Annotated in this window: 26 protein-coding genes; 10 read left to right on the top strand and 16 right to left on the bottom strand. The window is 71.0% G+C overall.

What is annotated here, in order from left to right; translation table 11 throughout:
• Nucleotides 1–4: 4 nt before the first annotated feature.
• The 3 genes from KF840_25025 to KF840_25015 all read right to left on the bottom strand — a co-directional run bounded on the left by KF840_25025 (nt 5) and on the right by KF840_25015 (nt 2,885).
• Complete coding sequence (locus KF840_25025) at nt 5–1,969, bottom strand: protein meaA (GenBank protein MBX3028165.1); 1,965 nt, start codon at nt 1,967–1,969, stop codon at nt 5–7.
• A 160-nt stretch (nt 1,970–2,129) separates the two neighbouring features.
• Nucleotides 2,130–2,627: a nucleotidyl transferase AbiEii/AbiGii toxin family protein gene (locus KF840_25020; protein MBX3028164.1), complete on the bottom strand. Its 498-nt coding sequence runs from the start codon at nt 2,625–2,627 to the stop codon at nt 2,130–2,132.
• A 27-nt stretch (nt 2,628–2,654) separates the two neighbouring features.
• Nucleotides 2,655–2,885, bottom strand: coding sequence for a hypothetical protein (locus KF840_25015; protein ID MBX3028163.1), 231 nt, complete (start codon nt 2,883–2,885; stop codon nt 2,655–2,657).
• 230 nt (nt 2,886–3,115) lie between these two features.
• On the opposite strand from KF840_25015, the gene KF840_25010 reads away from it, so the two are divergent.
• The 8 genes from KF840_25010 to KF840_24975 all read left to right on the top strand — a co-directional run bounded on the left by KF840_25010 (nt 3,116) and on the right by KF840_24975 (nt 12,339).
• Nucleotides 3,116–5,410 (top strand): MMPL family transporter, encoded by a 2,295-nt coding sequence (locus KF840_25010; GenBank protein MBX3028162.1) that lies wholly within the window; start codon nt 3,116–3,118, stop codon nt 5,408–5,410.
• 212 nt (nt 5,411–5,622) lie between these two features.
• The gene (locus KF840_25005; GenBank protein MBX3028161.1) at nt 5,623–6,930 is read left to right on the top strand and encodes a 3-hydroxyacyl-CoA dehydrogenase family protein; all 1,308 of its coding nucleotides are present in this window, start codon (nt 5,623–5,625) and stop codon (nt 6,928–6,930) included.
• Between the two features lie 89 nt (nt 6,931–7,019).
• Nucleotides 7,020–8,249: an acetyl-CoA acetyltransferase gene (locus KF840_25000; protein ID MBX3028160.1), complete on the top strand. Its 1,230-nt coding sequence runs from the start codon at nt 7,020–7,022 to the stop codon at nt 8,247–8,249.
• A gap of 113 nt (nt 8,250–8,362) precedes the next feature.
• On the top strand, nt 8,363–9,547 hold the full coding sequence (locus KF840_24995; GenBank protein ID MBX3028159.1) for an NADP-dependent malic enzyme: 1,185 nt from the start codon (nt 8,363–8,365) through the stop codon (nt 9,545–9,547).
• Between the two features lie 77 nt (nt 9,548–9,624).
• Nucleotides 9,625–10,254, top strand: a complete 630-nt coding sequence (locus tag KF840_24990; GenBank protein MBX3028158.1) for a hypothetical protein — start codon at nt 9,625–9,627, stop codon at nt 10,252–10,254.
• A gap of 31 nt (nt 10,255–10,285) precedes the next feature.
• Nucleotides 10,286–11,008, top strand: a complete 723-nt coding sequence (locus KF840_24985; GenBank protein ID MBX3028157.1) for an SDR family oxidoreductase — start codon at nt 10,286–10,288, stop codon at nt 11,006–11,008.
• 31 nt (nt 11,009–11,039) lie between these two features.
• Complete coding sequence (locus KF840_24980; GenBank protein MBX3028156.1) at nt 11,040–11,771, top strand: SDR family oxidoreductase; 732 nt, start codon at nt 11,040–11,042, stop codon at nt 11,769–11,771.
• Nucleotides 11,764–12,339, top strand: a complete 576-nt coding sequence (locus KF840_24975) for a hypothetical protein (GenBank protein ID MBX3028155.1) — start codon at nt 11,764–11,766, stop codon at nt 12,337–12,339. The genes KF840_24980 and KF840_24975 overlap by 8 nt, the downstream gene beginning before the upstream one ends.
• Before the next feature lie 39 nt (nt 12,340–12,378).
• On the opposite strand, the gene KF840_24970 is transcribed toward KF840_24975, so the two are convergent.
• The 10 genes from KF840_24970 to KF840_24925 all read right to left on the bottom strand — a co-directional run bounded on the left by KF840_24970 (nt 12,379) and on the right by KF840_24925 (nt 19,662).
• Entirely contained in the window at nt 12,379–14,265 is a 1,887-nt protein-coding gene (locus KF840_24970) for a transketolase (protein ID MBX3028154.1), read from the bottom strand.
• A gap of 34 nt (nt 14,266–14,299) precedes the next feature.
• Nucleotides 14,300–14,542, bottom strand: coding sequence for a MoaD/ThiS family protein (locus KF840_24965; protein MBX3028153.1), 243 nt, complete (start codon nt 14,540–14,542; stop codon nt 14,300–14,302).
• A gap of 136 nt (nt 14,543–14,678) precedes the next feature.
• Nucleotides 14,679–15,866 (bottom strand): molybdopterin-synthase adenylyltransferase MoeB, encoded by a 1,188-nt coding sequence (gene moeB / locus KF840_24960; GenBank protein ID MBX3028152.1) that lies wholly within the window; start codon nt 15,864–15,866, stop codon nt 14,679–14,681.
• A 28-nt stretch (nt 15,867–15,894) separates the two neighbouring features.
• Nucleotides 15,895–16,491, bottom strand: a complete 597-nt coding sequence (locus KF840_24955; protein ID MBX3028151.1) for an NADH-quinone oxidoreductase subunit I — start codon at nt 16,489–16,491, stop codon at nt 15,895–15,897.
• A gap of 78 nt (nt 16,492–16,569) precedes the next feature.
• The gene (locus tag KF840_24950) at nt 16,570–17,214 is read right to left on the bottom strand and encodes an LON peptidase substrate-binding domain-containing protein (protein ID MBX3028150.1); all 645 of its coding nucleotides are present in this window, start codon (nt 17,212–17,214) and stop codon (nt 16,570–16,572) included.
• Nucleotides 17,211–17,621 carry a transcriptional repressor gene (locus KF840_24945; GenBank protein MBX3028149.1) on the bottom strand — a complete coding sequence of 137 codons (411 nt, stop codon included), beginning with the start codon at nt 17,619–17,621 and terminating at the stop codon, nt 17,211–17,213. The genes KF840_24950 and KF840_24945 overlap by 4 nt, the downstream gene beginning before the upstream one ends.
• A complete protein-coding gene (locus tag KF840_24940; protein MBX3028148.1) occupies nt 17,618–18,214 on the bottom strand; it encodes a DUF3501 family protein in 597 nt (198 codons plus the stop codon). The genes KF840_24945 and KF840_24940 overlap by 4 nt, the downstream gene beginning before the upstream one ends.
• Nucleotides 18,215–18,302: 88 nt before the next feature.
• Entirely contained in the window at nt 18,303–18,725 is a 423-nt protein-coding gene (locus tag KF840_24935; protein MBX3028147.1) for a rubrerythrin family protein, read from the bottom strand.
• Nucleotides 18,726–18,778: 53 nt separating this feature from the next.
• Complete coding sequence (locus tag KF840_24930; protein ID MBX3028146.1) at nt 18,779–19,030, bottom strand: (2Fe-2S)-binding protein; 252 nt, start codon at nt 19,028–19,030, stop codon at nt 18,779–18,781.
• Nucleotides 19,031–19,053: 23 nt separating this feature from the next.
• Nucleotides 19,054–19,662 (bottom strand): glutathione S-transferase family protein, encoded by a 609-nt coding sequence (locus tag KF840_24925; GenBank protein ID MBX3028145.1) that lies wholly within the window; start codon nt 19,660–19,662, stop codon nt 19,054–19,056.
• Between the two features lie 189 nt (nt 19,663–19,851).
• Between KF840_24925 and KF840_24920 the strand changes: the two genes are divergently transcribed.
• A complete protein-coding gene (locus tag KF840_24920) occupies nt 19,852–20,661 on the top strand; it encodes a methyltransferase domain-containing protein (protein MBX3028144.1) in 810 nt (269 codons plus the stop codon).
• 39 nt (nt 20,662–20,700) lie between these two features.
• On the opposite strand, the gene lipA is transcribed toward KF840_24920, so the two are convergent.
• From lipA to KF840_24905, 3 genes are read right to left on the bottom strand one after another with little or no spacing between them, the layout of a single operon-like run.
• Entirely contained in the window at nt 20,701–21,558 is an 858-nt protein-coding gene (gene lipA / locus KF840_24915) for a lipoyl synthase (protein MBX3028143.1), read from the bottom strand.
• Nucleotides 21,555–22,232, bottom strand: coding sequence for a lipoyl(octanoyl) transferase LipB (gene lipB / locus KF840_24910; protein ID MBX3028142.1), 678 nt, complete (start codon nt 22,230–22,232; stop codon nt 21,555–21,557). The genes lipA and lipB overlap by 4 nt, the downstream gene beginning before the upstream one ends.
• A gap of 5 nt (nt 22,233–22,237) precedes the next feature.
• Nucleotides 22,238–23,116 (bottom strand): 2-oxo acid dehydrogenase subunit E2, encoded by an 879-nt coding sequence (locus KF840_24905; GenBank protein MBX3028141.1) that lies wholly within the window; start codon nt 23,114–23,116, stop codon nt 22,238–22,240.
• Between the two features lie 20 nt (nt 23,117–23,136).
• Here KF840_24905 and KF840_24900 point away from each other — a divergent pair, with 20 nt between their 5' ends.
• On the top strand, nt 23,137–23,544 hold the full coding sequence (locus KF840_24900; protein ID MBX3028140.1) for a hypothetical protein: 408 nt from the start codon (nt 23,137–23,139) through the stop codon (nt 23,542–23,544).
• Nucleotides 23,545–23,646 lie beyond the last annotated feature (102 nt).

Raw genomic sequence — 23,646 nt, 5'->3', positions numbered from 1 at the left:
CGCGTCAGGCGGCGCGCGTGCGCGCCGCGGCGATGACCTCGACGAGATCGGCGATGATGTCGGTGAGGGTGGCCTCGCCCGGGGTCCAGACGCGGCTGACCCCCAGCGCCTGGAGCGTGCCGCGGTCGGCGTCCGGGATGATACCGCCCAGCACCACCGGCACATCGCCGCCGCGCTCGCGCAGCAGCTCCAGGATGCGCGGCACCAGGGTCATGTGCGAGCCGGAATGGATCGACAGGCCGATGGCGTCCACGTCCTCCTCGAGCGCCGAGGTGACGATCTGCTCCGGCGACAACCGGATGCCCTGGTAGATCACCTCGAAGCCGGCGTCCTTGGCGCGCACCGCCACCTGCTCGGCGCCGTTCGAGTGACCGTCGAGGCCGGGCTTGCCGACCAGCAGGCGCAGCGGATGGCCGACCTGCGCCGCCACCTCGGCGGTGCGGGCGCGCAGCGCCCGCAGGTTCTCGGTCGCCGGCGCCGCGCCCACGCCCTGCAGCCCGGTCGGGGCGCGGAACTCGCCGAACACCGTGCGCAGCGCGCCCGCCCATTCGCCGGTGGTGACGCCGACCTGCGCGGCACGGATCGACACCGGCATCAGGTTGGCGCCGCCGCGCGCCGCGTCCTCGATCGCGCGCAACGCCGCCGCCACTTCCGTCGCGCTACGCTGGGCGCGGAAGGCGCGCAGGCGCTCGATCTGCTCGCGCTCGTTGGCCGGGTCGACGGTCAGGATGGCGTCCAGGCCGCCGGCGGTGAGCGGCGACGGCTCGTGCTCGGTGTAGCTGTTCACGCCGACGACGATCAGGTCCTTCGCCTCGATGCGCCGCTGCCGCTCGGCGTGCGACGCGACCAGCGCCTGTTTCATCAGCTCCAGGGCCTGCGCGGCGCCGCCGAGCCCGTCGATCCGCGCCAACTCCGCCTCGGCCCCGGCCATCAGCGCCGCGACCTTCTCCTCGATCACCACCGAGCCGTCGAAGATGTCGCGGTCGTACTCGAGGATGTCGGTCTCGAACGCCATCACCTGCTGGATGCGCAGCGACCACTGCTGGTCCCACGGCCGCGGCAGGCCGAGTGCCTCGTTCCATGCCGGGAGCTGGATCGAGCGGGCCCGGGCCTCCTTCGACAAGGTCACCGCCAGCGCCTCGAGCACGATGCGTTGGACGTTGTTCTCCGGCTGCTGGGCGGTGAGGCCGAGCGAGTTGACCTGCACGCCGTAGCGGAAGCGCCGCTTGCGGGCGTCGGTGACGCCGTAGCGCTCGGCGGTGAGGCGGTCCCACAGGCGCGCGAACGCCTTGAGCTTGCAGATCTCCTCGATGAAGCGAATGCCGGCGTTGACGAAGAAGGAGAGCTGGCCGACGACGTCGGGGAGCGACACGCCGGGCCGCTGCCGGACCCGGTCGAGGATCGCGCAGGCGTTGGCGAGCGTGAAGGCGATCTCCTGCACCGGCGTCGCCCCCGCCTCCTGCAGATGGTAGCTGCAGAGGTTCATCGGGTTCCACGACGGGATCTCGCGCACCGTGTGCTCGATGACGTCGGCGGTCAGACGCAGCGACGGCTCGGGCGGGAAGACGTACGTGCCGCGCGACAGGAACTCCTTGATGATGTCGTTCTGCGTCGTGCCGCGCAGCTCGCGCGGCGACGCCCCCTGGCGCTCGGCGGCGGCGACGTACAGCGCCAGCAGCCAGGCCGCGGTGGCGTTGATGGTCATCGAGGTGTTCATCTTCGCCAGCGGAATCTGGTCGAAGAGGGCCTCCATGTCGGCGATGTGGCTGATCGGCACGCCGACCTTGCCCACCTCGCCGGCGGCCATCGGATCGTCCGAGTCGTAGCCGGTCTGCGTCGGCAGATCGAAGGCGACGCTGAGGCCGGTCTGCCCCTTGGCGAGGTTCGTCCGGTAGAGCCTGTTGGCCGCGTGCGGGTTGGAATGACCCGCGTAGGTCCGCATCAACCAGGGCTGTTCGCGCTGCGCCATGCGCGGACCATAGCGGGTCGGTTTGCGCGCCGGCAACCATGGGTGCGGCGCTGGCGCGCCACACGTCGGCGACGACGGCGCACCGCGGGTCGGACCGGGCGAGTGGCGCGCTCGCGCCGGGGCTGTCAGCGGACGAGACGCGCCACGCCGCGAGGCAGGATCATGGCCCCCTGCGCTTGCGCTGAAGCCGGTCGAACACTCCCCAGGCCGCGGCCCATTTCTCGACGTGGGCCCAGTCCAAGGCGCCGAGCCCGAGCAGGCCTTCGAGATCCGACTGATCCTTCGTTCGGTCAGCGATCAGCTTGAGGACGATGAGGTCCTCGACCGTGGCCACGCGCAGGCCCAGCGGTGTGGGTACGGCGCGGCGAACGACCTCGCGCTGAAACGCCGTCTTCGCCGCTTGCAACTCAATGACGATCTCGCCGTCCGCGGACACGAAGCGAACGAAATCCGGCCCGGAGGGCGCGTCGGCGCCGTGTTCCCGGGCGACGCGGAATCCCTCGCGCGCGAAGCGCGCCCGCAAGGCGTCGAGGCGCGCGCGATCGGCGGCGACGGTGACGTCGATGTCCGCGGTCACCCGCGGCTCGAGCCAACAGTTGACCGCGTGCGCCCCGATGATCGCGTAGTCGCTGCCCAGGGAGGCGAGCAGACGCGCCACGTATGCCAGCGGATCGTCCACTGAACGTCAGGGCTCGTAGAGGCCCAGCTCTCGGGCCCGCGCGTAGAAGGGAGTGGGATCGTCCGCGGCATCATCGCGCCGACCGCGACGCCGATAGCGCTGCGAGAGGCGCCAACTGCGCCGGAGGCGCTCGTCCAGAGAGGCGGCCAGATGCTCGGCCTGCGCCTCGCGGTGGGAGAGCTCCTTGTAGGCGCCGATCCGCCGCATGTATTCCCGGTCCCTGTCGGAGACGGTCACGGCGCGAGCGTATCGCGAATCGCCGCTCACCCCAACCGTGACCACTGCGCGGCCCCTCCCCCGCCATCCCTGCTGGCGGCCCCGCGGCGCTGGCGGGCCCTACGACAGGCCACCGCTCGCCGATCGCTGGCGCCGCGCAAGGGGGGCGACCCGGGGCGCGGCCGCTGCACCACGTCGATCCGCCGGCGAGGTGACTTGCCGCCGCGTGCCGGGTAGGACGGGGCCACTGCATGCACGCCTCCTCCGCTCACGGCGGCCCCTTTCGGATTCTGGCCCGCGTCGCGCTGCGCCGCCACGGCGCGATCCTCGTGAGCTGCGCGGCGGTCCTCGTGCTCGCCGGGTTGGTGCTGATGCGCGGCGGCCGCCTGAGCGCCGGCACCACCGAGGGCATCGAGTCCGACATCGCGCAGCGCATCATCGAGCAGAAGCTCGCCTACCCGGGCGACTCCTCTTTCATCATCCTGCTGCGTGGCCGCGAGCTGGCGCCCGGCGATCCACGCTTCACCGAAGCGGTCCGCGCTGCCTTGGCGCCGCTGCGGGCGGACCCGCGGGTGCGGGCGGTGCTGGCCCCCGACGACGCGCCACCGCTGGTCGGCGAGCGACTGCAGTCGGCGACGAGCCGCAGCGCGCTGGCCGTGGTCTCGCTGCGCGACGACTTCTCCACCGCCGCCGAGCAGTATCCGGAATTGAAGGCCCTGGTGCGCTCGCCGGCGCTCGACATCGGCTTCACCGGCAACCTGGCCTTCCGCTACGACCTGAACGTCGCCAACGGCCACGACCTGCTGTTCGCCGAGTTGCTCAGCCTGCCGCTGGCGGTGCTGGTCCTGCTCGTCGTCTTCCGCTCCGCCACCGCGGCGGCGCTCTCGGTCGGCATCGGCGCGCTGGCGGTGACCACCGGCATCGCCATCGTCACCGCGCTGTCGCACGTCATGGACCTCGCCGTGTACGCCGTCAACGTCGCCTCGCTGATCGGCCTGGGCGTCGCCATCGACTATTCACTCTTCATCGTCAGCCGCTACCGCGACGAGCTGGCGGCCGGCGCGCCGCTGGCGCAGGCGCTCGAGACCGCCATGGACACCAGCGGTCGCGCGGTCGTCTTCTCGGGCATCGCCGTCGCCATCGGTCTGGGCAGCCTGCTCTTCTTCCACGGCTCGTTCCTGGCCGGGCTCGGGCTGGCGGCCGGCATCGTGGTCGCGCTGTCGGTCCTCGCCGCGCTCACCTTCCTGCCGGCGGTGCTGGTGTGGCTCGGACCGCGCATCGACAAGGGACACCTGCCGCTGCCGCGCCTGATCGACACCCAGGGCATCTGGCATCGCCTCGCAAGCTGGGTGATGCAACGGCCGGTGCTCGTGCTGCTGCCGACGCTGACCGTCCTGATCGCGCTCGGGCTGCCCTTCGTGCGCCTGACCATGGCCGCCGCCGACGTGCGCACGCTGCCCCGCGGCGTGCCGGCGCGCGACGTCTACGAGCAACTGCGTCAGGCGTTTCCCGACCAGGCGCGGACGCGCATCCAGGTCGTCGTGCAGTACGCGGATGGCGCCGCCTACACCCCACAGCGCATCGGCGCGATCTACGACCTCGCCCAGCGCTATCGGCAACTGCCGGGCGTGGTCAAGTTCGAGGGCGTGGTCGACAACGACGACCGTCTCACTCGCGACTACTTCACCGCCGACGCCGAGATGCCCGACGACTGGCTGCCGCCCGACGCGCTGAAGATGCGCTCGATGGTCGCGGCGGACGGCGTCGCCCTGCTCACCCTCCTCACCGACGCCGAACCGGCCAGCCGCCAGGCGCGCGACATCGTCCGCGCCATCCGCCGCGACCCGCGCGTCGGCGACGGCACGATTCTCGTCACCGGCCCGACCGCCCACGATCTCGACATCAGCGAGTTCACGCTGGCGCGGGCGCCCTATGCCATCGCCTTCATCATCGTCGTCACCGGCGCCGCGCTGTTCATCCTGCTGCGCTCGGTGATCCTGCCGCTGAAGGCGGTGATCATGAACCTGCTCTCGATCACCGCCTCGTTCGGCGCCCTGGTGTGGATTTTCGAGGACGGGCACCTCGCCTCGCTGCTCCACTTCGAGGCGGCGCCGATCGATCCCACCGTCCCGACCCTGCTGTTCTGCTGCGTCTTCGGCCTGTCCATGGATTACCAGGTGCTGATGCTGTCGCGCATGCGCGAGGAGTACCTGCGCACCGGCGACAACACCTGGGCGGTCGCCGAGGGCCTCGAGCGCACCGGCCGCCTGGTGACCAGCGCCGCCGCCATCATGGTCGTGGTCTTCGCCGCCTTCGGCTTCGCCAGCGTCGTCGTCGTCAAAGCGATCGGCGTCACCCTCTCGCTCGCCATCGCCCTCGACGCCACCCTGGTGCGCTGCCTGATCGTTCCCGCCGCCATGCGCCTGTTCGGCGACTGGAACTGGTGGGCACCGCGCTGGCTCGGCGGCGGCGCGAACGTTCCCGCCCCCGCGGGCCTCGGCGCAACACGGATGAACACCGAGCCCCCGCACCCCACCCCCCGATAGACACGCACCCCGCGCCTCTTCCGCCCCCCGGAGGATCTCGATGTTCATCGGGGTGGGGCTGGGGGAATCCCTGTTCATCCGTGTTGGCGTGGCGAGCAGGGCGCTGCGCGTGTACCCGCGCCGGGGGAGCTTGTCTTGCCCCGACGCTTGTGTCACTCACCCAAAGTTTTCGCCATTTCGAATCCTCCCCTTCCAAAGGAGCAATCGCGGGTATGGTCAACATCGAGCGAGTCGTTGTTCTCGGTGCCAACGGCACCATGGGCGCCGGGAGCGCCGAGGTGTTCGCCGCCGGCGGCTGCGACGTGGTGCTGCTGGCGCGGTCGACCGAGAAGGCCCGCGAGGGGCTGGTCGGGGCGCAGAACATGGCCAAGTCGATCACCATCGGCAACCGCATGTCGGTGGGCACGTACGACGGCGACTTCAACGAGGCGGTCGGCAAGGCGGACCTGATCTTCGAGGCCCTCGCCGAGGACATGGAGATCAAGAAGGCATTCTTCGACCGCGTCGACGCGGTGCGCCGCCCCGATTCGATCGTCGCCACCGTCTCCTCCGGCCTGTCGATCACCGGCATGGCCGAGGGCCGGTCCGAGAGTTTCCGCAGGAACTTCCTCGGCGTCCACCTCTTCAATCCGCCGAGCGTGATCGTCGGCACCGAGGTCATTCCGCACGCCGACACCGACCCCAGGTTGGTGCCGGCGATCGTCGAGATGCTCGAGCGCCGCTTCGGCCGCGTCGTCACCCTGTGCCGTGACATGCCGGCGTTCGCGGGCAACCGGGTCGGCTTCAAGGTCCTCAACGAGTGCGCCCAGCTCGCCGCCGAGCACGGCGTCGCCTTCGTCGACTACCTGATCGGCCCGTACACCGGCCGCGCCATGCCGCCGCTGGCCACCGTCGACCTGGTCGGCTGGGACGTGCACCGCGCCATCGTCGACAACGTCCACGCCAACACCAAGGACGAGGCGCACCAGGCCTTCCAGCTCCCGACCTACGTCGCCGAGCTGATCGAGGAGGGGCATCTCGGCAACAAGACCCCGGAGCGCGGCGGCTTCTATCGTCGCACCAAGGAGGACGGCAAGACGCTGAACCTGGTGCTCGATCCCCGATCCGGCGCCTACAAGGCCCCCGCCGACCAGAAGGTCTCCCCCCTGCCCTTCGTCGAGACGATGCGACAGCTCCACCAGGTCGGACGTTACGGCGAAGCCTTCAAGGTCTTCCTCGAGGCCAGGGGCGGCGAGGCCGATCTCGCCCGCAAGGTGGTGCTGGGATACGTCAGCTACGCCCTGAACCGCGTCGGCGACGACGAGGTGGTGCGCGACGCCAGCGACATCGACAAGATCATGGGCTTCGGCTTCAACTGGGCGCCGCCGACGGTGCTGGTCGACGTCATGGGGGTCAAGCCGACCATCGCCGCGATCGAGAAGGCCGGCCTGCCGGTTCCGAAGGTGCTGGCGCAGGCCAAGCCGGATCAGCGCCTGTTCAACGTTCCGGGGGTCAACGTCGGCCGCTTCTTCGCCGCCTGAAGCACCGTTCAGTTACCTTGCGCACCCCCATCGAACCGGTTTAGGTTGCGACGCACGGGTGGGCAGACCCCCGCACAGAGGGAGACACGATGGCAGCGCCAATCTATGTCCTCGGCGGTTACCAGACCGACTTCGCGCGTAACTGGACCAAGGAGAACAAGCACATCGTCGCGATGATCCGCGAAGGGGTGTTGGGTGGCCTCGAGGCCACCGGCCTCGATCCGAAGGACATCGAAGTCGGCCACGTCGGCAACTTCGCCGCCGAGCTCTACGCGATGCAGGGCCACCTCGGCGCCTTCCTGCTCGACGTGGACCCCGGGTTCTCGGGGCTGCCGACCGCGCGCCACGAGGCCGCCTGCGCGTCCGGCTCGATCGCCATCCTCGCCGCCTCGGCGGAGATCGAGGCTGGCCGTTACGACCTGGCGATGGTCGTCGGCGTCGAACAGATGAAGACCGTCGACCCGAAGCGCGGCGCCGACTTCCTGGGCACCGCCGCCTGGTACGATCGCGAGGCCAAGGGCGTCGAGTTTCCGTTCCCCAAGCTCTTCGGTCGCCTGGGTGACGAGTACGACAAGCGCTTCGGCCTCAAGAGCGAACACCTGGCCCACATCTCCGCGGTCAACTACTCCAACGCCAAGCGCAACCCGCTGGCGCAGACGCGCAACTGGTACATGACCGAGGAGCACGCCAACGCCAACGACAAGTTCAACAGTCTCATCGGCGGCCGCATCAAGATCTCCGATTGCTCGCAGGTGACCGACGGCTGCGTCGCCCTCTTCCTCGCCTCGGAGAAGGCGGCGGCGGCCTACGCCAAGAAGCGCGGCATCGCGCTCGCGTCGATCCCCAAGCTGATGGGCTGGGGGCATCGCACGGCGCCGATCGAATTCGACACCAAGGTCGCCGAGAGCAAGGACAACCCGTACGTCCTGCCGCACACGCGCCAGGCGATCGTCGACGCGTTCCGCCGCGCCGGCGTGAAGGACTGCTGGGGCGTGCAGGCGATCGAGACCCACGACTGCTTCACCACGTCCGAGTACATGGCGATCGATCACTTCGGCCTCACCAAGCCGGGCGAGGCGTGGAAGGCGATCGAGGACGGCACCATCGAGATGGGCGGCAAGCTGCCGATCAACCCGAGCGGCGGCCTGATCGGCGCCGGCCATCCGGTGGGCGCGACCGGCACGCGCCAGGTGCTCGACGCCTTCCGGCAGGTGACCGGCACCTGCGGCGACTACCAGGTCGATGGCGCCCGGCGCGTCGCGACGCTGAACATCGGCGGCAGCGGCACCACCAGCGTCTGCTTCGTCGTCGGCAACTGACCCGATCCCGCGGCGGCGGCGGTTCACACCGTCCGCCGCCGCGGTCGTTCTGGCCCGCCAAGCCCCATCCCAGATCCCGCTCGCCCCGACGGGCGTCATAAGGTCGACCCCACATGACTGATCTCGACAAGGAATCCGTTGCCCTCCACTCCCAGTTGCACGGGAAGCTGGAGGTGAAGAGCAAGGTCGGCCTCAACGACCGCAGGGATCTCAGCCTCGCCTACACCCCCGGCGTGGCGCAGGTCTGCCAGGAGATCGCCAAGGCGCCGGCGCGCGTCTTCGAGCTCACCCTGAAGCACAATACGGTCGCCGTCGTCTCCGACGGATCGGCAATCCTCGGCATCGGCAACCTCGGCCCGGAGGCGGCCATCCCGGTCATGGAAGGCAAGGCGGTCCTCTTCAAGGAGTTCGCCAACGTCGACGCCTTCCCGATCTGCCTCGCCACCCAGGACGTCGACGAGATCGTCCAGACGGTGCGTCTGATCGCGCCGGTGTTCGGCGGCATCAACCTCGAGGACATCGCCGCGCCGCGCTGCTTCGAGGTCGAGGCGCGGCTCCAGGACCTCGGCATTCCGGTGTTCCACGACGACCAGCACGGCACCGCCATCGTCGTGCTGGCGGCGCTGATCAATGCGCTCAAGGTCGCCGGCAAGAAGCTCGACGAGTGCACGATCGTCTTCAACGGCAGCGGCGCCTCGGCCATCGCCTGCTGCCGGCTGATCCTCAGCTACGGCGAGCTCGGCAAGGCGCCCAAGCCGGGCGACGTCATCATGTGCGACACCAAGGGCATCGTGCACCGCGATCGCACCGATCTGAACGCCTTCAAGCGGGAGATCGCGGCCCGCACCAACAGGCGCAACCTGTCCGGCACGCTGGCCGACGCGATGCGGGGCGCCGACATCTTCATCGGCCTGTCGCAGGGCAACCTGGTCAGCCAGGACATGGTGCGCAGCATGAACAGGCATCCGATCATCCTGGCGATGGCCAACCCGATCCCGGAGATCATGCCCGACGCGGCGCGCGACGCCGGCGCGGCGGTGATCGGCACCGGCCGCAGCGACTTCCCGAACCAGATCAACAACGTCCTCGCCTTCCCCGGCGTCTTCCGCGGCGCCCTCGACGCCTGCGCCACGGTGGTGAACGAGGACATGAAGATCGCCGCCGCCGAGGCGCTCGCCGCCTACGTGATCGAACCGACGCCGGAGCGCATCATCCCCGAGGCGCTCGACAAGCAGGTGGCGCTGCGCGTCGGCAAAGCCGTCGCCGACGCCGCCCGCCGCACCGGCGTCTGCCGCTGATCGCGCCCGGCGCCGGGTGGCCGCGGACACCGCCCGCGCGGCTACAATTGCCGTCCCGCACCAGGCATAGTGCCCCCATGCCGCGTTGGCTGCCGCTCGCGATCCTCCTCTGCGCGCTCCCCGCGACCGCGCAGATCCGCACCCCCGGAGCCAGCGCCGTCAGCGAGCACTCGGGACCGATCGGCGCCGACAGCGGGCCGGTCGGCGCGGGCAGCCGGTCGATGTACGAGGGGATCACGATCGGCGAGAGCAGCGGCCGCCACCCCGACGATCGCCGCACCGGCGGCCCCGTGCGCGACCGCGGCACGCGCAGCATGCGCAGCGGGCCGGTCTCCTCGATCTCGAGCGGCCCCATGACCCAGCCGCGCACCCTGCCCGACGGCGGTTCCATGACGCAGCATTCCGCTGGCGCGGTGAAACACGACATCACGCAGCCGCTCGGCTCGCGCATCTCGCAGCCTCTGCGCGAGCTGGCGCCGCTGCAGGCCCACCTGCGCGAGCTGCGCGAGCACGGCAGCGACGCCGCGGTCGCCGCCGCCCAGGCCCCGGCAGTGGCGGATCCCGCGCCCGCGCTCGAACCGGAGTGGCTGGCCGGCGCCGGCGCGGACGACGTCGACGAGCCGGCCGCGGACGCGCCGCCCGAGCACGAGGGTCCGGCCGGAAACGAAGAGACGGCGCCGCTCCCGCGGCCCGCGAACCCGCGTTGAAACGCGCCCGCGATCCGCTATGCATACGCGCGTGACATCCTTGCCGCGCGCCAACGTGGCGCTGGTCACCGGTGCCGGGCGCGGCATCGGCCGCGCCGTCGCCGTGCAGTTGGCCCGATCCGGCTGTCCCGTCGCGGCGCTCGCCCGCACCGAGAGCGACCTGGCGCAGACGGCCGCCGAAGCCGCCGCCGATGCGGCCGCGGCGCCGGTGCTGGCGCTGCCCACCGACGTCACTCGCGACGGCGATCTCGAGCACGCGGTACGGGTGATCATCGAACGCCTCGGCCGCATCACCGTCCTGATCAACAACGCCGCCTTCGCGCCGCCGCACAGCCCGGTCGTGAAGACGTCGCTGGCCGATTGGGACCGCACGCTGGCCACCTGCCTGCGGGCGCCGATGGTGCTGACGCGGCTGGTGCTGCCCGACATGCTGGCCCACGGCCGCGGCACGATCGTCAACATCGCCGCGATCGCCGGCCAGCGCGGCCGCGCCGGCGAGGCGTCGTATGCCGCCGCCAAGTTCGGCCTGCTGGGCTTCACCCAGTCGCTGTTCGACGAAGTGCGCGAGCACGGAATCAAGGTGACCGCCATCGTCCCCGGCCCGGTCAGCCCCGAGCCGCTGCCGCCGCCGCAGCGCGCCCGCGCCCTGCGGCCGGCGGACATCGCCGCCGCCGTCCTGCAGGTGCTCGCCGCGCCCCCGGGCGCCTGCCCCGCCGAGATCGTGCTCGAGCCACTGCACGTCCCCGAGGCGTGACCGTCGCGCCGGGCGCGACGGGAGTCTCCCCGTGGAGCTGCGCGGCGCCACGGCGCTGATCACCGGCGGCGCCCACCGCCTCGGTCGCGCCATCGGCCTCGGCCTCGCCGAGCACGGCGCCAACGTCGCCTTCACCTACTGGTCGTCGGCCGACGCGGCGCGCGCCACCTGCCGCGCCCTCGAGCAACGCGGCGTGCGCGTCCTGGCGCTGCGCGCCGATGCCGCCGACGAGCGCCAGATGGCGGCCGTGATCGCCCGCGTGCGCCGCGCCTTCGGCCGCGTCGACGTCTGGATCGCCAATGCCGGCGTCTTTCGCCGCACGCCGCTCGCCACCGCCACCCCGGCCGACTGGAACGACATGATGCGGCTCAATTTCCAGACCTTCCTGGTCCCGGCGCGCCGCCTCGGCCCGCTGATGGTGCGCCAGGGCGGCGGCTGCATCGTCGCCATGGGCGACGTGGCCGCTCTGCATCCGTGGGCGGACTACCTGCCCTACTCCGTCGCCAAGCGCGCCGTCGTGGCGCACGCCGCATGGCTGGCGCGCGCCCTGGCGCCGGCCGTGCGGGTGAACGTCATCGCGCCGGGACCAGTGCTGTTCCCGCCCGACTTCCCGCCCGCCGCGCGCCAACGCGAGATCGGGCGCACCCTGCTGCGCCGCCAGGGGTCGGCCGCCGACATCGCCGAGGCCGTTCGCTACCTGGCGGGCGCGGACTACGTCACCGGCGTCGTGCTGCCGGTGGACGGAGGACGGCGCTTTGCCTGAGGTTGAGGGCGCGCTGCCGCGCGACTGCTGGCCGCGCCTGTTCGGCAACCCGCGGCCGGTGGCCATCGAGGTCGGCCCCGGTCGCGGCGAGTTTCTGCGCGCCGTCGCCCGCGCGCGGCCGGAGTGGAACTTCTACGCCATCGAGCGCTCGGCCACTCGCGCCGCCCGCATCGCCGCCGCGCTTGCCGCCGACGGGCTGGCGAACGCCCGCGTCGTGTGGGCCGACGCCACCTGCCTGCTGCCGCTGCTTCCCGGCGGATCGGCGGCGGCGGTGTACGTGCAGTTCCCCGATCCCTGGTGGAAGCGCCGCCACTTCAAGCGCCGCATCTGGTCGCCGCAGCTCGCGACGGCGATCGCGCACGTCCTCGCGCCGGGCGCCGAGATCGAGCTCCTCACCGACGTCGAGGAGACCTTCCAGCTCGGCCTGAGCGAGCTGGACGCCGTGCCGGCCCTGGAGCGCGTCAGCGTCGGGCGCGTCGACCGGCACGACACCGATTTCGCCCGCAAGGCGCTGCGCCGCGGCGGCGTGCTGTACCGGGCGGCGTATCGGCGCCGCGGCTCGCGATGAACCCCGGAGCCGGCCGCGGATCGGCCGCGCGCTGCCCTGCTACGCCAGCAGCTCGCGGACGCGCTGCGCGATCGACGCGGCGTCGAGGCCGAACCTCGCCAGCAGCTCCGCCGGCTTGCCCGAGCGCGGGACGTCGTTGACCGCCTGCTTGGTCACCTGCACCGGCTCGCCGCTGAGGGCGTTCAACACCGCGTCGCCGAGGCCGCCGTCGGCATAGTGATCCTCGACCACCAGCACGCGGCCGCCACTGGCGCGCGCCGCGGCGCGCAGGCCGGCGACATCGATCGGCTTCACCGAGTAGGCGTCGACGACCCGCACCGCGATCCCCTCCCTGGCGAGCCGCTCGTGGGCGCCCAGCGCCTCGACCAGCGTGACGCCGGCGGCAACGATGGTCAGCCGGTCCGCGTCGCTCTGCCGCAGCACCTTCGAGCCACCGATCGGGAACTGCTCGCTCGGGCCGTACAGCACCGGCGCCTTCGGCCGCGTCAGGCGCAGGTAGTGGATGCCACGCGTCGCCGCCATCGCCTCGACCAGGCGCTCGGTGCTCACGGCGTCCGCCGGATAGAGCACCACCGCGTGCGGCACGGCGCGCATCATCGCCAGATCCTCGAGGCCCATCTGCGACGGGCCGTCCTCGCCGATCGAGACGCCGCAGTGCGAGCCGGCGAGCTTCAGGTTGGCGCGCGAGATCGCCGCCATGCGGATGTGATCGAAGGCGCGGGTGAGGAAGCAGGCGAAGCTGGACACGAACGGCGTCCGGCCGGCCGCCGACAGGCCGACGGCGACACCGACCATGTTCTGCTCGGCGATGTACGCCTCGAGGTAGCGCTGCGGATGCGCGGCGAGGAAGCGTTCGGCGAAGGTGGAGTTCTTGGTGTCGGCATCGATCACCGCCACCGCGGGGTCGACCGCGCCGAGCTTCGCCAGCGCGGTGCCGTAGGCCTCGCGGGTCGCCACCTGGGCGTCGGGCGGGTAGTCGGGCGCCGCCATCGGCGTCCGCGCCGCCGCCGCCGGGCGGCGCGCGTTGCCGCGCCTGGCGACCGGCGACAGCGCGACCGGCGGGGCGGCGGTGCGCACCTCCGCGAGCGCGGCATCGAGATCGGCGCCCTTGGGCACCGCCTTGCCGTGCCAGTTGTCCTTGTCGACCAGCGCCGAGACGCCCTGCCCCTTCTTGGTGCGGGCGATGATCGCCACCGGCTGGCCGCGCACCGCGCTCGCCTCCTCGAAGGCGGCGACGATGGCCTCCATGTCGTGGCCGTCGATGGGAATCGCGTGCCAGCCGAACGACGCGAAGCGCGCCGCGTAGCCGGCGACGTCGAACCCGTACATGGTGCGCTGGCTCTGGCCAAGGCCGTTGACGTCGACGATCGCGATCAGGTTGTCGAGCTGCTGGTGCGCGGCGAGCGCGATCGCCTCCCACACCGAGCCCTCGGCCACCTCGCCATCGCCACACAGCACGTAGATGCGCTGATCGGCGTGGCTGAGCTGCTTCGCGTTCCACGCCAGGCCGACCCCGACCGAGAGCCCCTGGCCCAACGAGCCGGTGGCGGCGACGGTACCGGGAAAGTGCGGCGTCGGGTGCCCCTCGAGCGGGCTGTCGATGCGGCGCAGGGTGAGCAGTTGCTCGTGCGGAATGGCGCCCGCTTCCGCCCAGGCGGCGTAGAGCAGGGGCGCGGCGTGCCCTTTGGACAGCACGAAGCGATCGCACTCGGGGTTGCCCGGATCGCTCGGGTCGTAGCGCAGGACGTCGAAGAACAGCGCCGCCACCAGGTCGGCGGCCGACAGGCAGGAGCTGGGATGGCCGCTGCCGGCCTCCGAGGTCGCGCGCAGCGAATGCTCGCGCAAGCGCGCCGCGCGCGCCCGCAACTGGTCGATGCGGTCGGCGGCGGTGCTGCGTCCCGGCGACGTCGTCACGGCCTGCTCCATGTGTCCACCCCCACCCCTGGACGGGTGTTGCCCATCACGCCCCTCCAGCCAGGGGCGGAAAGAGATTGATCTCGACGCCGGGCGGCAGGCGCGCCGCGAGATCGAGCTGCTCGCCGGCGGCGACCGCCATCCGCGCGTGCTCGGCGGGAATGCCCAGGCGGGCGACCAGGTCGCCGACCGTCGCGTCCTCCGGCACGTCCACCGTCACGGTGTCGCCGGCCTTGCCCGCGGGCATGTACTTGCGCAGCGTCGCGAACAGCTTCACCTGCACGCGCATCAGCGCCCTCTCGCGATGCGCTCGGGCGCGCGCGTCATGCCGTCTTCCGCTCCATGGTGCCGTGCCGTCAGGTATCGAAAATCGCCGCCGAGCGCCAACAGCCCCGTCGCCGGGGACGACGCGCGGCTCGGGGATGTCAGGGGTGTGCCGGCGCGCCGCTGTTGCGGAGGCCGCAGAACTCCTCGTAGTCGATGAGCTCGGTGACCGTCGGCCGCTCGCCGCACAGCGGGCAGGCCGGATCCCTGCGCAGCTTGTGGATGCGCAGCTCCATGCTCAGCGTGTCGAAGTAGATCATCCGCCCGATCAGCGGCCGGCCGGCGCCGAGGATGAGCTTCATCGTCTCGAGCGCCTGCACGCAGCCGACCAGGCCAGGCAGCACGCCGAGGACGCCCGCCTCCTGGCAGCTCGGCGCCGCGCCCGGCGGCGGCGGCTCCGGGAACAGGCAGCGGTAGCAGGGTCCCTGGTCGGGATAGAAGACCGTCGCCTGGCCCTCGAACTGGAAGATGCTGCCGTGCACGTTCGGCTTCTTGGCGATGTAGCAGGCGTCGTTCACCAGATAGCGGGTGGGGAAGTTGTCGCAGCCGTCGACGATGACGTCGTAGTCGCGGATGAGCTCCATGATGTTCTCGGAGCTCACCCGCTCCTGGTAGCCGATCACCTTGATGTCGGGGTTGAGCGCGTTGAGCGTCTTCTGCGCCGACTCGACCTTGGGCATGCCGACGCGGTCGTTGGTGTGGAGGATCTGCCGCTGCAGATTGCTGACGTCGACCACGTCCATGTCGACGATGCCGATCGTTCCGACGCCCGCCGCGGCGAGATAGAATGCCGTCGGCGAGCCCAGCCCACCGGCGCCGATGCACAGCACCTTGGCGTCGAGCAACTTGGCCTGTCCCGCCTCGCCGACTTCCGGCAGCAGGAAGTGGCGGCTGTAGCGATTGAGCTGATCGGCCGTGAACTGGCGGTCCGCCTGCCACGGGTGCCCACCGTTCTTCCAGGCGCTGAAGCCGCCCGACATCGACACCAGGTTGGTGTACCCGAGCTCGCGCAGCGTCCGTCCGGCGAGCAGCGAGCGCGTGCCGCCGGCGCAGTACAGGATGATGGGCGCGTTCTTGTCGGGCACGGCCTCCTCGATCCGCATGTCGAGGAATCCGCGCGGCACCGAGACCGCGCCGGGCAGATGCCCCTCGCGGTACTCCTCCTTCTCGCGGACGTCGAGCAGCGTGTAGCCGCCGCCATTGGACATCCGCTGGCGCACCTCGTCGGGCGTCCATTCGGGAACCGCCTGGCGGGCTTCGGCCATGATGTCGCGGTACGTCTTGCTCATGTGGACCTCGTGCGGACCCGGCGGGCGCTCAGCGCGCGACCGTGATCGCCTCGTTGTCGAGCCTGCGGTAGTCCTCGACCATCTCCTCGATCAGTCCGTGGCGACCGCGCTCGGCGAGGACCTTGGACCGATGGATGAAGATGTCCTTGGTCTCAATGAAGTCCTTGCGCGAATAGCCCCAGATGCGGGGGTGCACGTAGGTGTCCATGCGGATTGCGTCGCACGGACAGGCCTCGACGCAGAGGCCGCAGTAGATGCAGCGCAGGGTGTCGATCTCGTAGCGGAGGGGGAATTTCTCCACGTGCGGGTCGGGATGCTCGCCCGCCTCGATGAAGATGCAGTTGGCGGGACACGCCGTCGCGCAGAGGAAGCACGCGGTGCAGCGCACCGAGTTGTCCTCCTTCAGGGTCAGACGATGGCTGCCGCGGAAGTTGTCGGGGTAGAGCTTGATCTCGTCGGGCCACTGGGTGGTGACCGCCGCCCGCGTCTCGGTGGCGAGCCCGACCGCGTGCAGTCCGTGCAGCCCGAGGTTCTTGAAGAAGCGGTAGAACGTCACCATCAGGCCGCCGAAGATCTGCGGCAGATAGGTGCGTTCCCAGACGGTCAACGCTTCGCGTCGTTTCATGCTGGCGGGATGCCTTTCTCGTCGTGACCTAGCGTGCGCCCTCGCGGCGAATCAAGCAGGGCCGCGCGCGGCGTCGGGTCAGTGATACCACTTGTCGGGCTCGCCGCCGGGCACCCGCGCCTCGAGCGCGAAGTGCACGACATCGCACAGGCGCCGGCCGCGATCGGCGAGGCCTGGGGCCTCGAGCAGGGCCTGCTTTTCCATCGGGGAGAAGTCGAGCGCGTAGCAGAGGAAGTTGATCAGCAGCTCATCGGACAGCGTCGGGTCGGAGAGCAGGCGCGACGCCAGCGTCAGCTCCCGCTCCTCCAGGTAGCGCTGCACCAGGGCATGCAGGCGGGTTCGCAGTCCGCTCGGCACGCCCGCCGCCTCGGGGGCGCGCCAGGCGATCTCGGCCCGCCGATAGCTGCCGCCCGGCAGCTCGTCGAGCAGCGCGAATTCGCGGACGCCCTGCAGCAGGATGTTGTAGCGGCCGTCCGCCAGCGGCTCGACGCTGACCAGGCGGCCGGCGCAGCCGACGGGATAGACCTCCGGCCGGGCATAGTACGCCGCGCGCCACTCGCCGCGCAGCAGGACCATGCCGATCAGCTTGTCCTCGCCCCGCTCGACGTCGCGCACCATCTCGCGATAGCGCGGCTCGAAGATGTGCAGCGGCAGCGGCACGCCGGGGAAGAGCACCGCGTTGGGGAGCGGGAAGAGCGGAATGTGCCGCGGCAGCTCGGTCATGCCGCCGCCCCCGCGCCGGGTCGTCGCGTCGCTGCCGCGCAGGCGCCGCACAACCCGTACAGCGCCGTGGTGTGCCAGTGCACGACGCAGCCGTCGTCGCGCAGTCGCCCCACCGTCGGCGGCATGGTCGCGCCATCGAGATCGAGCACCGTGTGGCAGCGCTCGCATACGAAGTGGTCGTGCGCGGAGACGATGGCGTCGTAGTGCGCCTCGCCGCTCGCCAGCCGCACCACGCGCAGGCGTCCCTGCTCGCGCAGCTTGTCCAGGTTGCGGTAGACGGTCCCGAGACTGACCCGCGGCAGCGTGTCGCGCACGCGGCGGAACACCTGCTCGGCGGTCGGGTGATCGCGCGACGCGACCAGCACGCCGTAGATCGCCGCCAACTGTCGCGTCGCTCGCTGCGTCATGCGGCGCCCTGCAGGTCGGCGGCGAGCGAGGCGCGCACCGCGCCGGCAATCGCCGCCTCGTACCGGTAGCGCGGATGGTCGACGACCAGGCGCACCGGCTCCGACGGATCGGCGAACGCCGCCCGCGCCGCCGGTGGCAGCGCGAAGCGCACGTACTGGACGGCGCTCAGCTTGTCCTCGCGGCTGCGCCCCGCCTCGAACTCGCCGGGCACCCGACGGTCGCCGATCATCAGCGCCACGCATTCGTCGATGCCGAGAAATTGCAGCAGGCGCGCGGCGACGTCTTGCTGGTCGGTGATCTCGATCAGCAGCGTCGCGCTCAGCTCCCCGGGGGCCGGGAGCAGCGCATTGTACACCGCCAGCTCGGCGCGCACGGCGTCGAGATCGGTGATCCGCTCGGCGCGCAGCATCTCCTGGATCTGGAAATAGACGGTGTCGTGGTTCTCGAAGACGAAGGTGAGCTCGGGGCCGACCGCGACGCGGCGGGCCTTCTTGAGCGCGATCACCCGCCGCCGCACCTCGTCGCGGATCGCTTCGTAGCGCTCCAACCCGACGACGTCGTCGAGCGTGACCGGACGAATGGAGGGGTGCATCGGTGGTCGGGCTTCTCAGCCGTCAGCCATCAGCCGCCAGCCAGGAAGCGTCCCGCTGACGGCTGACGGCCGAAAGCTGACAGCTCGCCTACAGCTTCAGATTGCCGAGCCCGCTCGAGAAGCGGCCGGCATGCGACTTCTCGGCCCGGGCCAGGGTCTCGAACCACTCCGCGATCTCGTCGAAGCCTTCGTCACGCGCCGTCTTGGCGAAGCCAGGGTACATCTGCGTGTACTCGTAGGTCTCGCCCTCGACGGCCGACTTGAGGTTCTTCTCCGTGTCGCCGATGGGGACGCCGGTGCAGGGATCGCCCACCTGGGCCAGGAAATCCATGTGACCGAAGGCGTGCCCGGTCTCCGCCTCCGAGGTGTCGCGGAACAGTCCGCCAACCTCGGGGTATCCCTCGATGTCCGCCCGGCGGGCGAAATACAGATAGCGCCGATTTGCCTGCGACTCGCCGGCGAACGCGGCCTTGAGGTTGTCGTGGGTCTTGGTGCCTTTCAGGGGCTTCATCGCTCTCCTCCTTCGCTGTGGAGCCTAAACAGGAATGATTCCGAATAAGTTGCTTAGACGCCCCCAGAGCCCCTGTCAACGCGCTCGCGCTCGGCGTCCGCCAGCATCTGCCGGATCACCGGGCCGCAGCGATTCGGGGTGCACGGGCCGGTGCACGCACGCGTGCGACGGCGGACGTCGTCGAGCGTGCGTGCCCCGCCGCGGATCGCCTTCTCGATGACGCCCTTGCGAATCTTGTTGCAGATGCAGACGACCCTGTACGAATCGAGGATCGAACGCTCGAGGGCGTCGTCTTGGTGGCTCACGCGCCGCTCCTCGCGCTACGCCCTCACCGCTCCAGGATCTGGACGCTCGGACGCTGCTTGAGGCGGTTGATCCAAGCGGTGACGCCGCGCAGGGCCGGGTCGACCTCGACCCCGAGCCGGGGCAGGATCAGCAGCGCCGGGATGAAGGCGACGTCGGCAAGCGAGAAATCGCCCACCAGGTATTCCTTGCCGGCGAGGAAGGCCTCGAGCCGCTTCAGCCCGCGCTGCAGCTCGTTGCGATAGCGGGCCAGGCGCTCGGCGTCCTGCTCCTCCACCGGCTTGCTGAGCTCGGCCTGGACGAAGCCAGCGGACGGCAGGAACGAGTTGTCGCAATAGTCCTCGAGGGTCCGCACGCGCGCCCGGGCGGCGGAGTCCTCCGGCATGAGATGCGGGTGAGGATACTCGTCCTCGAGGTACTCGTTGATGATGGTGGAGTCGTACACGACGACTTCATCGTCGATCAGAACCGGCACCTTGCCGTACGGGTTCAGCTTCAAAAACTCAGCGTTCTGGCGGTGTTCGCCGGTCCGCAGATCGACGAAGATGGTCTCGTACTCGAGCTCCTTCTCTGCCAGCACCACCCGGACCTTCTGAGCGAACGGGCAGTCAGGGTAGTCATACAGCTTCATCATTCACCGCCTCCCAATGGTGTTCACCGATTCTGTTGCATCGCGCACCATCGCAAAATCGGGAGGCGGTGTAAACACAACTCGGAGGCAAAAGTCTTGCTAGGACTGTCACATTTCGCGGGATGCCGGCGCGTTTCGCCCATCATGGAACGGCTTCGACGGTGATGGCTCAGTCGTGGCAAGAGACCGCACATGGCGGACGCGCTCGAAACCTACACGCATGGTCATCACGAGTCGGTGGTCAGCCAGCATCGCAAACGCACGGCGGCGGAGGCAGCGCGCTTCCTCCTCCCGCACCTGCGTCCCGGGATGCGACTGCTCGACGTCGGCTGCGGGCCGGGATCGATCAGCGTCGGACTGGCGGCGGCGGTGGCGCCGGGGCCGGTGCTGGCCATCGATCTGGGGGCCGACGTCGTCGCCCAGGCCCGCGAGCGCGCCGCGACCGAGGGAGCGGCCAACCTGCGCGTCGAGCAGGCCGACGTGTTGAGCCTCGACCGGCCGGGCGGCTTCGATGTCGTCTATGCGCACCAGGTCCTGCAGCACGTGGCCGATCCGCTGGCGGTCCTGGGCGCCATGCGTCGCCTGCTCGCCTCCGGCGGCATCGTCGCCCTGCGCGACAGCGACTATGGCATCTGCACCTGGAACCCCGCGGCGGACGAGCTCACCCGTTGGCTCGAGGTCTATCGCGCCGTCGCCCGGCGCAACGGCGGCGAGCCGGATGCCGGTCGTCACCTGTACGGCTGGGTGAAGCAGGCCGGGTTCACCGATCCGCAGGTCAGCGGCACCACCTGGACCTTCCCGGGCTACGAGTCGCCCCGGCTCTGGGCCGAATCGTGGGCCGAGCGCACGCTGCACTCGAACCTGGCCGCCAAGGCAGTCGCGTACGGAATCGCCGACCGCGCCGAGTTGCAGTGGATCGCCGACGGTCTGCGCCGCTGGGGCCAGTTGCCCGACGCCTTCTTCTCGATCGGCCACGTCGAGGTGCTGGCGCGGCGGAGCTGATCACCATCCGCCCCGAGCGGGAGCGCCAGGGGCGGGCGACTACGCCACGTGCTGCCACGCATGGTAGGAGCTGCGGACGAGTGGGCCGCATTCGACGTGGCGGAATCCCAGGGCGCGGGCGCGGTTGCCGAGCTCGTCGAACTCGGCCGGCGTCAGGTAGCGGGCGATCGGCAGATGCTGGCGGGTCGGTTGCAGGTACTGGCCGAGCGTGAGGATGTCGCAGGCGACGCCGCGCAGGTCGGCGAGCACCGCCAGCACCTCCGCCGGCTCCTCGCCGAGGCCGAGCATCAGACCGGTCTTGGTGAGCAGGCTCGGCCGCCGGCGCTTGGCGGCGTCGAGCATCGCCAGGCAGCGGTCGTAGCGGCCACCCGGCCGCGCCAGCTTGTAGAGCCGCGGCACGGTTTCGGTGTTGTGGTTGAAGACGTCGATCGGCGCCTCGACCACCTCGGCCAGCGCCTCGAGGTTGCCCTTGAAGTCCGGGGTCAGCACCTCGACCGTGCAGCCGGGCTGGCGGCGCTTGATCGCCCGCGCGGTGGCGGCGAAGTGGCCGGCGCCGCCGTCCGGCAGGTCGTCGCGATCCACCGACGTGACGACGACGTGGCGCAGGCCGAGTCGCTCGACGCCGGCGGCGACGCGCTCCGGCTCGTGCGGATCGACCGCCGCCGGCCGTCCATGGGCGACGGCGCAGTAGCCGCAGTTGCGAGTGCAGACGTCGCCGAGCAACATGAACGTCGCCGTGCGCTGCCCCCAGCACTCGCCCAGGTTCGGGCAGCGCGCCTCCTCGCAGACGGTGTGGAGATCCAGCGACTGCACCACCTGCTTGGTCGACGCGTACGCGTCGCCCCCGGGGGCACGCACCTTGAGCCACTCGGGATGGCGCCGGGTCACGGCCATCATGGCACCTCGGCGATGGCGCGATCCAGCCGCGCGGCCAGGGCGCGAGCGAAGGCGTCGCCCACTGCATCCAGCGCCGGCGGCGGCGTGCACAGCGCGCCCAGGTTGATTAGTCGCAGCCCGTCACTGCGGCAGACCGTGATGGCGTCGAAGTAGGCCAGGTCGGTGGCGACGTTGAGCGCGATCCCGTGATAGGCGACGCCGCGCCGCACGCCGATGCCGACGGAGGCGATCTTGCGCCCTCCCGCCCACACGCCGATCTGACCGCTGGGCGCGCGCGCCGCCACGCCGAACGCGGCGCAGGTGTCGATCAGCGCCCGCTCGAGCGCGCAGACGTAGCCCGACACGTCGCGGCCGGCGGCGCGCAGGCGCACGATCGGATAGGCGACGAGCTGCCCGGGCCCGTGGAAGGTGGCGCCGCCGCCGCGACCGACGCGCACCCACGGCACGCCCAGGCGCTCCGGCGCGCCACGCAGATCGGCAGCGTCGGCGCCGCGGCCGAGGGTGTACACCGGCGGATGTTCGAGCAGCAGGACCGTCTCCGGCCCGCCGGCGGCAACGCGCGCCAGCAGATCCTCCTGCAACGCCAGCACCTCCTCGTACGGGCGGCGCCCGAGGCGCCGTACCTGCAGCGGCGGCGCCGCCACGGCGCCGGTCGCAGCGGCGATCGCACCCATGCCCACTACTCCAGCAACAGGCTGACCGGGTTCTCGAGGATGCTCTTCAGCTCGACGAGGAACCGGCCGCCCTCGAGGCCGTTCAGGACCCGGTGATCGCACGACAGCGTGGCGCGCAGCGTCTTGGCGATCGCCAGTTGGCCGTCGCGCGCGATCGGCCGCTCCTTCACCGCGCCGGTGGCGAGGATCGCCGCGTTGGGCGGATTGATCACCGCCGTCAGCTCCTCGACGTCGAGCATGCCGACATTGGACAGGCTGAACGTCGCGCCGGTGAGATCCTCGCCACCGAAGCGGCCGTGGCGGGCCTTCTCGGTGAGCTCGCCGGCGGCGGCGGCGATCTCGCCCAGGCTGAGCGTCTGCACCCGGTGCAGGACCGGCACCACCAGGCCGTCGTCGACCGCGACCGCGATGCCGATGTTGACGTCGTCATGGACGATGATGCCGCCCTCCTGCCACGAGGCGTTGACGTGCGGATGGCGCACCAGGCCGATCGACAACGCCCGCACCAGCAGATGGGTGACGGTGAGGCCCGGCATCGTCTCGCGGCGGCGGATCGACTCGCGCAGGGCCATCGCCTCGGTCATGTCGATCTCGGCGGTGACGTAGAAATGCGGGATCTCGCGCTTGGCCTCGGTCATCCGCCGCGCCACCGTCGCCCGCATGCGCGAGATCTCCTCGCGCCGACTGCCGGCTGGCAGCGCGGCCGGCGCCTCTTCGCGCTGCGATTCCGCGGGCTCGCGCGCCGCCGGCGGCGGCGCCGCGGCGCGCGCGGCCGTTTCGACGTCGCGCTTGAGAATGCGCCCGCCCGGCCCCGAGCCGCGCACGTTGCCGAGATCGACCCCGGCCGCATCCGCCATCCGCCATGCCAGCGGCGAGGCGCGCACCGCCGACGCCGGCGCGACGGGTGACGGCGCCGCACTCGGCCGCGGCGCGGCCGGCGCCGCCGGGCTTTTCACGCGGCGGCCGCGGCGCCGGCGCCGCGGCCACCGGTGGCGCCTCGCGGCGGGCCGCGGGCGCGCCCGGCGCCGGCCGCGAGGCGGCGCCATCGCCGACACCCTCGTCGCCGGACGCGAGCACCGCGATCACCGCCCCGACGGTCGCGCTCTGCCCCTCGGGAATCTTGATCTCGCGCAGCACGCCGCTCTCCGACGCCTCCAGCTCGACATCGGCTTTGTCGGTCTCCACCTCGGCCAAAGGATCGCCCTTGGCCACCGGATCGCCGGGCGCCTTCATCCAGCGGATGATGACACCGGACTCCATGGTGTCGCTCAGCTTCGGCATGCGGACGTCGATCGACATGGCCGCAGTATAGGACGGCGCGGGCGAGAAGGCAGCCGCTGGTCAGCCTGTCACGCTGCCAGGCTGTTCGCCGTCGGGGTCCGGAGTCTCTGCCCCGAACCGCCAACAGCCTGGC

The sequence above is a fragment of the bacterium genome, from assembly GCA_019637795.1.
Taxonomy (GTDB): domain Bacteria; phylum Desulfobacterota; class Binatia; order HRBIN30; family CADEER01; genus JAHBUY01.
This window is presented reverse-complemented; position numbering and strand designations above follow the sequence as displayed.

Bases quoted from the DNA above. Each gene is read 5' to 3' on its own strand.
- KF840_25025 (MBX3028165.1), bottom strand. From the start codon at position 1,969: ATGGCGCAGCGCGAACAGCCCTGGTTGATGCGGACCTACGCGGGTCAT.
- KF840_25010 (MBX3028162.1), top strand. From the start codon at position 3,116: ATGCACGCCTCCTCCGCTCACGGCGGCCCCTTTCGGATTCTGGCCCGC.
- KF840_25005 (MBX3028161.1), top strand. From the start codon at position 5,623: ATGGTCAACATCGAGCGAGTCGTTGTTCTCGGTGCCAACGGCACCATG.
- KF840_25000 (MBX3028160.1), top strand. From the start codon at position 7,020: ATGGCAGCGCCAATCTATGTCCTCGGCGGTTACCAGACCGACTTCGCG.
- KF840_24995 (MBX3028159.1), top strand. From the start codon at position 8,363: ATGACTGATCTCGACAAGGAATCCGTTGCCCTCCACTCCCAGTTGCAC.
- KF840_24990 (MBX3028158.1), top strand. From the start codon at position 9,625: ATGCCGCGTTGGCTGCCGCTCGCGATCCTCCTCTGCGCGCTCCCCGCG.
- KF840_24970 (MBX3028154.1), bottom strand. From the start codon at position 14,265: ATGGAGCAGGCCGTGACGACGTCGCCGGGACGCAGCACCGCCGCCGAC.
- KF840_24965 (MBX3028153.1), bottom strand. From the start codon at position 14,542: ATGCGCGTGCAGGTGAAGCTGTTCGCGACGCTGCGCAAGTACATGCCC.
- moeB (MBX3028152.1), bottom strand. From the start codon at position 15,866: ATGAGCAAGACGTACCGCGACATCATGGCCGAAGCCCGCCAGGCGGTT.
- KF840_24955 (MBX3028151.1), bottom strand. From the start codon at position 16,491: ATGAAACGACGCGAAGCGTTGACCGTCTGGGAACGCACCTATCTGCCG.
- KF840_24950 (MBX3028150.1), bottom strand. From the start codon at position 17,214: ATGACCGAGCTGCCGCGGCACATTCCGCTCTTCCCGCTCCCCAACGCG.
- KF840_24945 (MBX3028149.1), bottom strand. From the start codon at position 17,621: ATGACGCAGCGAGCGACGCGACAGTTGGCGGCGATCTACGGCGTGCTG.
- KF840_24940 (MBX3028148.1), bottom strand. From the start codon at position 18,214: ATGCACCCCTCCATTCGTCCGGTCACGCTCGACGACGTCGTCGGGTTG.
- KF840_24935 (MBX3028147.1), bottom strand. From the start codon at position 18,725: ATGAAGCCCCTGAAAGGCACCAAGACCCACGACAACCTCAAGGCCGCG.
- KF840_24925 (MBX3028145.1), bottom strand. From the start codon at position 19,662: ATGATGAAGCTGTATGACTACCCTGACTGCCCGTTCGCTCAGAAGGTC.
- KF840_24920 (MBX3028144.1), top strand. From the start codon at position 19,852: ATGGCGGACGCGCTCGAAACCTACACGCATGGTCATCACGAGTCGGTG.
- lipA (MBX3028143.1), bottom strand. From the start codon at position 21,558: ATGATGGCCGTGACCCGGCGCCATCCCGAGTGGCTCAAGGTGCGTGCC.
- lipB (MBX3028142.1), bottom strand. From the start codon at position 22,232: ATGGGTGCGATCGCCGCTGCGACCGGCGCCGTGGCGGCGCCGCCGCTG.